Here is a 10,861-nt window from a genome sequence, read left to right as displayed (position 1 = left end):
GCGCGCGAGTGCAGAGACCACGCGCTGGTGGTCTCTGCCCGTACGCCTTCACCCATGCGGCATTGAAACTCGATATAGACAGGCGGGCGGAATGTTTAACCGTTGTGACATAAATGTCTAGCGAACGAAACCATCACTCAAATATAACTCAGCGGCTCATCCACTAACTTCTCCCCTAAAAACTTCTCCAAAAACAGCTTGGTTCTTGGGTGTTGGGGATGAGCAAACAGCTCTTTCGCCGCGCCTTGCTCTACGATCCGGCCTTCATCCATAAAAATAGCTCGGTTGGCAACGTCACGGGCAAAACTCATTTCGTGGGTCACGATCACCATAGTGCGATTTTCTTCTGCCAGCGCACGAATGGTGCTTAACACTTCGCCCACTAGCTCAGGATCCAGCGCCGACGTTGGCTCATCAAATAGGATCACTTCAGGCTGCATAGCCAGCGCACGGGCTATCGCCACACGCTGCTGCTGCCCACCCGATAAACGCTTAGGGAAAGCATCTTCTTTGCCCTTCAAACCGACTTTGGCCAGCAATTCACGCGCTCGCGCAATCACCACGTCGCGCTTTTCCCCCTTCACCACCACCGGACCTTCAATGATATTTTCCAATACCGTGCGGTGTGGGAACAGGTTGAAGTTTTGGAATACAAAACCCACTTCCTGGCGAAGTTTCCGAATCGCCGCTTTCTGGCGGCCCAAAGGCTGATCGCCATGAATAGTGACATCGCCGACTTGAATCGTGCCGCCGTCAGGCTCTTCTAATAAATTAATACTACGCAGCAGGGTCGTTTTACCTGAGCCGCTTGGCCCAATAATCGCAACCACCTCACCCTTTTCAACCGTCAGATCAACGCCGTGCAGTACGGTGTTTCCGTTAAAGGATTTTGTCAGATTTTTTACTTCAATAGTGCTCACTGTAGCTCCTAAACGGATAGGCCTAAAATTAATACCTTACGGGGAGGGATAGCGCCATATTGGCCGCGTTCACCCGATATAACCGCAACTGTAGCAACTCAACGCGATGAATAAAAAATTTTGCCGGAATAAGGTTAGATTGATATGGAATAAAAAACAAAAAAGCCACCGCATAACGATGGCTTTTTTATTCTGACAAAGAGGCTAATAGACCGCTTCTTTTTGCCAGTTTAGATATTGATCGTACTTACGCAGCGCAATGCGATAGTTATTTTGATTCGCATCAGCGATATGTTCAATCATATGCCACTGCTGTTCACTGCCGCAGAACTTCTCGGCAGGGAAATCACTGGCGCGCAGCATATCGTCTAAGCGGCGTAAACGCACAATATACTCACGAATTGAGCTATGGCTCATTTCTGTTTGCTCAAACAAATATTGCTTAAAATCGAGAATATCGAAGTAGTCTGCATGACAATGGCAGTAAACATCGCTGCAGAAACGGCACAGCGCGGTGATTTCCTGCTCGAGCTCTTGCCAAACTCGGTCATCAATCAGTTGATCCATACCTGCAAGCACTTCGCGATCGAGAATTTTCCCGCGAAATACTAAAGACATACGATCGAGCGATTTACCACAATGAGAGCAATCGCACTGACTATGTTTAAAATCTTTCAAATAGCGACTCAAAGGTCGTCTTTTTTGTAGGGATGCCGTCATGACAACATTTCCATATTTATGAATAACTGTTGGCGTATTAGCTTTGGCTTGCCAGCTTAGTGCGCAAGCGTTTGATCGCCTGACTGTGTAGCTGACTAACGCGAGATTCTCCGACCTCAAGCACCGCACCGATTTCCTTTAGGTTCAGCTCTTCTTGATAGTAAAGCGTAAGAACCAGTTTTTCACGTTCCGGCAGTGCTTCAATCGCAGTAATCACACGCTGGCGCAGGTTTCCTTCCAACAACTGCTTAAGAGGATTAGCATCCTCATGCTGCTGGAAAACAGGTTCGGCGCTGTCGCCGTGCTCTTCTCGCCACTCATCATAAGAAAAAAGATGGCTGGTATTGGTATCCAACAAAATCTGCTGGTACTCCACCAAGGGCATATCCAGTTCTTGCGCTATTTCGGTTTCTGTTGGTGCGCGATGCAGACGCTGTTCGGCGCGCTGCATAGCCGCTGAAACTTCACGGGCATTTCGACGCACGCTGCGCGGAACCCAATCACGACTGCGGAGCTCGTCGAGCATCGCACCGCGAATGCGCTGAACCGCATAGGTGGTAAAGGCCGTCCCCTGCATGGCATCGTAGCGTTCGACCGCGTGCAACAGCCCAATACCTCCGGCCTGAAGCAGGTCGTCCAGTTCAACGCTGGCGGGCAGGCGAACCTGCAAACGCAGCGCTTCATGGCGCACTAGCGGAGCGTAGCGCTGCCACAGGGAATTTTTGTCGATCACGCCGTCGGCGGTATACAATTCACTCACGTTGACAGAACCCGGGTTGATGGATGCCCGGCTATTATCTAACCCTCACGCGCAAGCCAATGGCGCGATTAGTCAGCAAAAATGCCCCCTTTTCTCACGTTGCCTTTTCGAGAAGACGAGATTGCTCAGTTATTGCACACGTGGTTGATACGAAAAACCCCGCGTACAGCGGGGTTTGCTTTACTTCATGCTGGCGAATGATTAACGCAGCAGAGTCAGAACGTTCTGAGTAGACTGGTTAGCCTGAGCCAACACTGAAGTACCCGCCTGCTGCAGAATGTTTGCACGGCTCATGTTAGACACTTCGGTCGCGTAGTCAGCATCCTGAATACGAGACTGGGAAGCGGTCAGGTTGTTAACGGTGCTGTTCAGGTTGTTGATAACAGAATCGAAACGGTTCTGTACCGCACCCAGAGATGAACGCAGGGAGTCAACTTGAGACAGCGCGGAGTCCAGCGCAGCCAGTGGGTCAGTGGTTTTTGGCGTTGCAGACAGCGCTTTACCTACGGTGACTTTACCTGCTGCATCAACGCTTGCGCCGGTATAAGTTGCTTTACCCGCTGCGTCAGTGCCTTCGATAACATAACCCGCGACACCTTTAGCATCGGTATAGCTTTTCAGCGTGCCGCCGGCTGGGATGTTAGTTAAATCGATATTGGTTGTGCCAACAGAAACTGAAGCAGTTTCTTTAGCCGTTGCCAGATCGCCCGCTACGGTTGCGGTTTTGGTGGTTGAATCCCAAGTCACTTTACCGTCAGCAGCAACGGTTGCATCGTAGTAGTCAGTACCAGATTTAACTAATTTTACGCCTGCATCGGTGGTATATAACTTGCCATCAGATACTTTTGGTGCCGCATTCGCATCAGCCTGAACAACTGGTGCGCCCATTTTAGGGGTTGTAGTGGCAGCAGCGCCAACGCCTGCAACGTTAACGCCGTTTGCAACGCTGAAGGTATCCAGTTTCAGAGTGGTCGCGTCAATTTTCTGCAGGTCGATATCGATTGTTTCGTTGTCGTTAGCACCAACCTGAATAGTCAGTTTGTTGGTACCGCTCAACACTTTAACGCCGTTGAAGTCGGTTTGTTCAGAGATACGGTTGATTTCAGACAGACGCTGAGTGATTTCGTCTTGGATAGACTGCAAATCGCTATCAGAGTTAGAGCCGTTCTGAGCCTGAACGGTCAGACGACGGATGTTTTGCAGGTTGTCGTTCACTTCGTTCAGAGCACCTTCGGTGGTCTGCGCCAGAGAGATACCGTCGTTGGCGTTACGAGAAGCCTGAGTCAAACCCTTGATGTTTGCAGTGAAGCGGTTAGAGATCGCCTGACCTGCCGCATCGTCTTTCGCGCTGTTGATACGCAGACCAGAAGACAGACGCTCAATAGCGGTACCCAGTGAAGACTGAGATTTGTTCAGGTTATTTTGTGCCATCAAAGACAGGCTGTTGGTGTTAATTACTTGTGCCATAGTGAGCTTTCCTTACGAATCATCTGCGATAGTCGCATCTTAGTTAATGGGTCGGGCCTGATTGCCCTACGGCGTCAGCCACCGTCCACACAGGTATCGGCGCTCCCCAATTAACCTTTAGGAAATTTTTAAATTATTTTTCTCAGTAATTCCGCTGTTTCGACAATCGCTTAAATAAGGCCCACTTTTCGTCTTCTATCGTCCCATCACTTTTTCATATTATTTTGTAAACTTTTTTCCTACTGAGCCGATAACGCGTATAGCGCATGAAAATATATAAGGAAAATACTGATGGCTTCTATTTCTTCTTTAGGGATCGGCTCAGGTCTCGACTTAAACGGGCTGCTCGACAAACTGTCCACGGCAGAACAGCAACGCTTAACGCCCTATACCACGCAGCAAACCAGCTATAAAGCGCAGCTGACGGCGTATGGCACGTTAAAAAGCTCGTTGGAAAAATTCGATAACCTAAGTAAAGATTTGGCTAAGGCCGATTTCTTTAATACCACCAAGGCATCCATTCACGATCAGTTTACGGTGACGACGAATGCCAAAGCGGTTGCCGGTAACTACAGCGTCGAAGTTAAACAGTTGGCGCAGGCACAAAGCTTAACCACGCAACAAATAGTCACCGATCAAGCCGCACAGTTAGGCACCCCAGGCGCTAGCGGCCGTTCTATCGATCTGACCCAAGGTACACCGCCGAAGACAACCTCTATTCCTTTAGGCGATGGTCAAACTTCACTGCTGGAAATGCGTGATGCGATTAATGGGGCAAAAGCGGGAGTCACTGCCAGTATCGTTCGCGTCGGCGATAACAGCTATCAGCTAGCATTAACCTCTTCATCTACTGGCTCAGCCAATCAGATGACGGTCAAAGTGAATGGCGATAGCAAATTGGGCGATCTGCTTGATTTCGATCCTAGCGCAACGTCAAGCTCACCAACGGCGATAAAGCAAACGGTAGCAGCTAAAGATGCCATTATCACCATGAATGGCACCGAAATTGTACGCAGCAGCAATACCATCACCGATGCTCCACAGGGCACCACAATAGAGCTGAAAGCTAAAACCAAAGACGGTGAGCCGCAAAACCTGATCCTGAGCGCTGATAACTCAGGTGCGATGGACAAAATTAAAAGCTGGGTAGATAGCTATAACTCCCTGCTGGATACCTTTACCTCGCTGACCAAATACACCCCGGTAAAAACGGGTGAAGTACAGTCAAAAACCAACGGCGCCCTGTTAGGGGATAACACCCTACGTGGCGTGCAGGCAGCGATTAAAGGCGCATTGAGTTCGGCTCAGGATAACCCTGAACTCAAAGGCCTCGGCAATTTGGGGATTACCACCGATGGTAAAACCGGTAAATTGACCGTAGACAGCGACAAACTCACCAAAGCCTTTACCGATCATCCAGACCAAGTGGCTAACTTCTTTGTTGGCAATGGAAAAGATAGCGGTATGGCAACCAATATTCACAATGAAATTCAAAGTTATATCAAGGCCGGCGGCGTGATCGAATCAACTACAAAAAGCATTAATACCAACTTAGATCGCCTGAGCGTTCGTATCGACAGCGTCAGTGACAGCATTCAGGAAACCATCGACCGCTACAAAGCCCAATTTGTCCAGCTGGATACCATGATGTCAAAACTCAATAGCACCAGCTCATATTTAACCCAACAGTTCACCGCCATGAACTCATAGCACAGGTAATAACACATGTATAAAGCGACGGGCTCACAAGCCTACGCTGAGATTGGTTTGGAGAGTGGCGTGATGAGCGCCAGTCCTCACCAGCTCATCGTTATGTTATTTGACGGGGCGCATAGCGCCCTAGTTCGCACCCGCCTGCATATGCAGGCAGGGCAAACGCAGCTCAAAGGTCAGTCAATCACCAAAGCGATTAACATCATTGATAATGGCCTGAAGGCGGGGCTTAATCTGGAAAAAGGCGGAGAGCTTGCAGAAAACTTATCAGCGCTGTATGACTATATGGTTAAACGCCTGTTACATGCTAATCTTCATAATGATGAAGTTACAATCCAACATGTCACGGACCTGTTAGATAACATTGCCGATGCGTGGCGTCAGATCGGCCCACAATCTCAACCTACTCAGCAGGACCACTTATAATGTACGGAATACAGCCCTTGTCACACGCGTACCGTCATATCCTTTCGCTCAGCGAAAGCATGCTGGAGCTTGCTAAGCGTTCTGAGTGGGACTCGCTCGTTAAACTGGAGATGGAATATCTGCAAGCGGTGGCGAAAACCACCGAGCTGATGCCTATTTCGGAGGTGGATTCAGCCATGCAGGCGGAGCTACGCCGTATTTTAGCCAAAATTCTTGATAATGAGGCAGAAATCAAGCGCCTGCTTCAGGCTCGCATGGACGAACTAAGCCAGATAATAGGAAAAACTTCACGACAACAAGCCGTCACCCACACATACGGACAGTTTTCCGACAGCGAAGGGTATCCTGGCGATTTACTTTGATCTTTTTATTCAACACCAGTATTTTCCATACTCAGGCATGATTTTTTATTAAAAACGCTTTAAATAATAATACTTCAATAAGAAAAACTGCGAATGATTATATCAGCCATATTGCTATGGCATTAATAATCAACATTATTTTTTAGTAACACAAAGCGAATACGCTTAGCTACATTACTTTTAATAACCATTATATTCCAGGTGAATTAATTAGGAATGGTCACGTCGGTATAGTGCCCATTCATCTATTCTCTCCCCCGTTGGCAATAAACAATCAGTGCTCACGCCAAGCTCTGTTGTTTTGTTAATTTCTTTGCCTCCCAGTTTTAAACAATACACTGAGGCTGGATTTGGCATCCCGATCGCCCCCTGTGTAGGAGTAGGAGCAGCATCTGCGTTAGGAGCCGCGTTGCCTGACACACAACCTGCTAGCATGAGGCTACTCATTCCAGCAATCACTAACATACCTACTTTCATCATTTTGTTTATCATCCTAAAAAAATCTAAAAACATTATCGTTTTTCCAGCACATAGGATCAGATAATTACTCTTGCTCATTATAGGGTTTATCATCGAGAAGGTTAACTTTTTATATAAAAAATAAATAAATAGGCTAATTACATTATTTGAAATAATTTATTGGTTAAAAATAGTAAAACTAACACCACAAAACTAATCAATTTATAGGTAAAGCTATAAGATTCTGCTATATCTTAGCTTGCCGCTTCTCTCATTTGGAAAAGGATCTATGGCTACGCTTCGTAATCTCAAAACTGCGCTATTAATCGGCGCATTGGCTCTAACCGGTTGTGCAACCAAAACTGCAACACCTGACCAGTATTCAGGGTTTTTAAAAGACTATTCAAACTTAACAGAAACCAAGTCATCTTCAGGTTTGCCGGTTATGCGCTGGGTTGATCCAAGTTTTAAATCCAGCCACTACGACAAACTGATTTATAACCCAGTGACCTATTATCCTGAGCCTAAACCTACTACGCAGATTGGTAAAAACGTATTAGAGGGTGTGCTTAACTACACCAATACCAAGCTTAAAGCAGCGGCTGCCCAGCGTGCTACGCTGGTGACACAACCGGGTCCAAACACGCTAATTTTCCGCGGCGCTATCACCGCGGTTGATACCAGCAAAGAGGGATTGCAGTTCTATGAAGTCATTCCAATTGCGATGGTTGTTGCAGGAACACAAGCGGCAACGGGGCACCGTACTATGGACACTAACTTGTTCTTCGAAGGTGAGTTAATTGACTCTCAAACTAACAAAGTAGTGATGAAAGTGGTGCGTAAAGGCTCTGGCAAACAGCTGTCTAACTCTAATCAGCTGTTGACCGTAGAGGATTTGAGAACTGTGATTGACAACATGGCGACCGATGCCACGATGTTCGATATAAAATAATCCACTACAGCGAAAAAGATAGTTATTCATAGCCAGCCGCCCTACGCGGCTGGCTTTTTTATGCCCTTTGTCTTTAGCAAGCGCGTCGAGGCAAAAAAAATCCCGCGCCAAACGGTGCGGGAAACCATACTAGAAATTTGAAAACAAACGTTCTGAAGCAATAAGCCATGGGTTTGAGCAATCTGAACAATTCCCCATCGCTGTATATATAATTATATAGCGAGTGAGTTTAAAGTGCAAACACCCAATGTAATCTCAAGACGTTAGCGTTTTTTCACTGCGTAGGAGCAGGTGTAAGCCATGCGTTTCAACGTTGGGACCGTGCTTGCGAGTGGAGGGATCTGCGTTGCATTATCAAAACCATTTTCTTTGCAGTAGCTTAACGCGTCAGCGTCCATCGCCGCTTTGTTCACTTTTTCAGGATCATAGCGATAGATAACGGCTTGATTAGCTTCATGCTCATCTAATCGCACAAAACCATTTGGTGTACTTACACACCCAACCAGAACGGCAGGTAACAGCACGGATAACAGCATCGGTAACAACGGAGGAAAGGTATATTTCTTCATAAGAATCTCACACAAATTTTGTTCTTATGATAACGGTAAGTCATTCATGCATAAACCAGATAAATACGAATAACGGGCGTTCTGCAGAAAAAAAGACCACTTTCGCGGTCTTTCCACATGATCTGATTACAGTTTAAACAACCCTTTAATGACAATTTTAGCTATGGCCGGATTATTTTCTTTAGCTCCTTTAATCAGGTATTGATTAATCGCAGCCAAAACGTCATGCGGAGAGGGTTCTTCTTTTTCCGCACTGACAAGGTGTGAGCCATTTCCCTGGAAAATAACTTCGCCGTTGATATCTAAACCTTCATAATAACTAATATAGCTAACCTTCATATCAAATCCCGTATATTTTATCTGATGTATAAACTACTGTTATGCCTAACTTTATGTTAGGTAATTATTTTATCATCTAAAATCGGGTTATATATGTAGACTCTCTTACAACTGTATTCAATTTTGCAGTATTAAACGTCATATTTCAGTCAGCATACTCTGCCGTATGCTGACCATAAATATGGTGTTTTTTAAATAGCTATTGTTAACTCGGTAAAAAACACGCTACCAACCACACACGTTAGTCTCTTCGTCGGTATCATAGCCGCGAACAATATTGACTAAGTCTTTAACCGCATCCGCTGAAGTCGTAGGATTCTTTAAATCTTCAAGTGTTGAGAAATGTGAATCTACCGACACGCCATTATTTTTATTAGTGACCGTAAGTGTAAAACCTTCGCCATCATTATTTGTATCATCGAGATTATTAATAAGCTCAATAACCAAACCCGTCGCAACATCTGGGATATATAATGCCATTGGTTTTAGGTAAATTTTCTCCGCACTACTCTGATTGCTATCATTAGAGATAGCGATTGCGTAGCCTTTATTCTCAATCATATTCTCAACCGTATTTTCACCCGTCATTATATACCTTCCCTTACTGTTCTAATAGGATGTTGGGATCAACGTAAAAATCAACGTTAAAAACCGTATCATCAGATAAGGCTTCAATCCGGTGCCATTTTTCAGGAGGAAACACGCCAAACTGCCCTGCCTCAATGGTTAGCGTTTCGATAGCTTCAGGGCTGGTTTCGTCGGCATAGCCGTAATAACGGATAGTACCCTGCATCACACACAGGCGCGGATAGACACCTTGACGAGTACCCGCGTCCAAATGGCGTTTCCAAATTGAAGCTGGGGCTGTTTCTTTTGTCCACAAGGGTGTCGTGCGTGTATGAACATAGTTTGTTGGTATAATAATGCGTTGCATATTTAAACCTCATATCGACGACTACTCAGAAAGAATATGAGCAGTACATGTGAATATGATGCATATCATATACCCTTTATTGGGCAGCGTTAAGCTATTATCATGCTGGCAGGTATAGTTTTAAGATAATAAAACTCATGCAACTCCCGCCTATTAACATTAATAGGTAGGCACCTCCCCACTAGGGAGTATTAATAAAAAAGATGTTATTTTTATAAAAAAAATAGAACTGAAGTGGCACAAAGAAATGACATGTTAACAATTCTATTTTCATAACTAATAAATTAAGAATTTTCTTATTAAATTGAGAATAAAAAATGAGCGGCAGAATAGATTTGTCGTACTTTTTTTATACAGACCTATCAGGAGAGAATTTTCCCGAAGAACTTGTATGATTTTTAAAGCAATCCATTGCGGGTCAAAAATATCGAAGCAAAGTAACATCTACTATCCACTGGGTGCATGGTACGCATTGTCGCCTAAACAATTACAAGGAGGATAAACAGACACTAATCAATGCGATAGCCGATACGCTAAAAAGTGAACCTAACGCTAACAGCAAATACATCTGTTTAATTTTATAACCCATATTGCCACCTATTTTTATCTGACATGAGGCCTATCCAATAGGTTTAGACCGTTATATTCAAATATTAGCCACGCAAAGCACACCTTACAATCATACTAATCCGATAATGACCCCGCCCCCTATAGATGCATAACGTAGCAACGGAGTTCATCATTTGTACAACATTCGGTAAAAGATGAACTCTGTTAACACCAAGTGTAGTAGCAAACAGCTTAACGCCACTTAAACAGCACGGTGAGGCTTTATACTAAATAAACGCTAAGGTTTATATTTCCGAGTTAGATAAGCTATAAAGCCAGAAACGGGAACCACAATAAGAAACGAATAGTGAATATAAACACCCACATAGGACGACTTAAATAAAAACACTAGCCAAATAAGTAAGCTAGTAATAAAAATAAACTTCGAATATTTATGGATTTTGGCAAACATGTCAGTGAGTTAAATGGCTCATAGGAGACATAATCATAATATTAAACGCCCGCGCTTAATAGTTAGGATATTTCTAACCTCCAGAACGACTACCCTTAACGCGTTTAGCTGTAAAAATATCTCTTTTGCCAGATGAGTCACCCAACTCCGCCGCCGTCGTTCCCTAGCAAAGTTGAGTTGTTAATAATAAGCCCAATTAAACAGGTAGTTAAACTCACT

General features: G+C 45.0%; 13 protein-coding genes. 4 read left to right on the top strand and 9 right to left on the bottom strand.

Going from position 1 to position 10,861, the window contains the following annotated elements:
- Window positions 1-137 precede the first annotated feature (137 nt).
- From tcyN to BN1044_RS04610, 4 genes are all read right to left on the bottom strand, one after another.
- Complete coding sequence (gene tcyN, locus BN1044_RS04625) at window positions 138-920, bottom strand: L-cystine ABC transporter ATP-binding protein TcyN (RefSeq protein ID WP_072307746.1); 783 nt, start codon at window positions 918-920, stop codon at window positions 138-140.
- Window positions 921-1,124: 204 nt separating this feature from the next.
- Entirely contained in the window at window positions 1,125-1,640 is a 516-nt protein-coding gene (gene fliZ, locus BN1044_RS04620) for a flagella biosynthesis regulatory protein FliZ (RefSeq protein ID WP_072307745.1), read from the bottom strand.
- 37 nt (window positions 1,641-1,677) lie between these two features.
- Entirely contained in the window at window positions 1,678-2,400 is a 723-nt protein-coding gene (locus BN1044_RS04615; protein WP_072307744.1) for an RNA polymerase sigma factor FliA, read from the bottom strand.
- Between the two features lie 201 nt (window positions 2,401-2,601).
- Complete coding sequence (locus BN1044_RS04610) at window positions 2,602-3,867, bottom strand: flagellin FliC (protein WP_072307743.1); 1,266 nt, start codon at window positions 3,865-3,867, stop codon at window positions 2,602-2,604.
- Between the two features lie 291 nt (window positions 3,868-4,158).
- Between BN1044_RS04610 and fliD the strand changes: the two genes are divergently transcribed.
- The 3 genes from fliD to fliT are packed head-to-tail and all read left to right on the top strand — an operon-like array spanning window position 4,159 to window position 6,368.
- Window positions 4,159-5,577 (top strand): flagellar filament capping protein FliD, encoded by a 1,419-nt coding sequence (gene fliD / locus BN1044_RS04605; RefSeq protein WP_072307742.1) that lies wholly within the window; start codon window positions 4,159-4,161, stop codon window positions 5,575-5,577.
- 15 nt (window positions 5,578-5,592) lie between these two features.
- Window positions 5,593-6,006 carry a flagellar export chaperone FliS gene (gene fliS / locus BN1044_RS04600; RefSeq protein WP_072307741.1) on the top strand — a complete coding sequence of 138 codons (414 nt, stop codon included), beginning with the start codon at window positions 5,593-5,595 and terminating at the stop codon, window positions 6,004-6,006.
- The gene (gene fliT, locus BN1044_RS04595) at window positions 6,006-6,368 is read left to right on the top strand and encodes a flagella biosynthesis regulatory protein FliT (protein WP_072307740.1); all 363 of its coding nucleotides are present in this window, start codon (window positions 6,006-6,008) and stop codon (window positions 6,366-6,368) included. The genes fliS and fliT overlap by 1 nt, the downstream gene beginning before the upstream one ends.
- A 210-nt stretch (window positions 6,369-6,578) precedes the next feature.
- On the opposite strand, the gene BN1044_RS04590 is transcribed toward fliT, so the two are convergent.
- Window positions 6,579-6,845: a putative hemolysin gene (locus BN1044_RS04590; protein WP_072307748.1), complete on the bottom strand. Its 267-nt coding sequence runs from the start codon at window positions 6,843-6,845 to the stop codon at window positions 6,579-6,581.
- 271 nt (window positions 6,846-7,116) lie between these two features.
- On the opposite strand from BN1044_RS04590, the gene BN1044_RS04585 reads away from it, so the two are divergent.
- On the top strand, window positions 7,117-7,779 hold the full coding sequence (locus tag BN1044_RS04585) for a DUF3313 domain-containing protein (protein ID WP_072307739.1): 663 nt from the start codon (window positions 7,117-7,119) through the stop codon (window positions 7,777-7,779).
- Window positions 7,780-8,042: 263 nt separating this feature from the next.
- Here BN1044_RS04585 and BN1044_RS04580 read toward each other — a convergent pair whose 3' ends face one another.
- From BN1044_RS04580 to BN1044_RS04565, 4 genes are all read right to left on the bottom strand, one after another.
- Window positions 8,043-8,348, bottom strand: coding sequence for a hypothetical protein (locus BN1044_RS04580; RefSeq protein ID WP_072307738.1), 306 nt, complete (start codon window positions 8,346-8,348; stop codon window positions 8,043-8,045).
- Between the two features lie 126 nt (window positions 8,349-8,474).
- Window positions 8,475-8,687, bottom strand: coding sequence for a hypothetical protein (locus tag BN1044_RS04575; RefSeq protein WP_072307737.1), 213 nt, complete (start codon window positions 8,685-8,687; stop codon window positions 8,475-8,477).
- Between the two features lie 225 nt (window positions 8,688-8,912).
- Window positions 8,913-9,275, bottom strand: coding sequence for a DUF1869 domain-containing protein (locus BN1044_RS04570; protein ID WP_432612986.1), 363 nt, complete (start codon window positions 9,273-9,275; stop codon window positions 8,913-8,915).
- A 13-nt stretch (window positions 9,276-9,288) separates the two neighbouring features.
- Window positions 9,289-9,621, bottom strand: coding sequence for a TehB family protein (locus BN1044_RS04565; protein WP_072307736.1), 333 nt, complete (start codon window positions 9,619-9,621; stop codon window positions 9,289-9,291).
- Window positions 9,622-10,861 lie beyond the last annotated feature (1,240 nt).

The organism is Hafnia alvei (assembly GCF_900095695.1).
GTDB classification, from domain to species: domain Bacteria; phylum Pseudomonadota; class Gammaproteobacteria; order Enterobacterales; family Enterobacteriaceae; genus Hafnia; species Hafnia alvei_B.
This window is presented reverse-complemented; position numbering and strand designations above follow the sequence as displayed.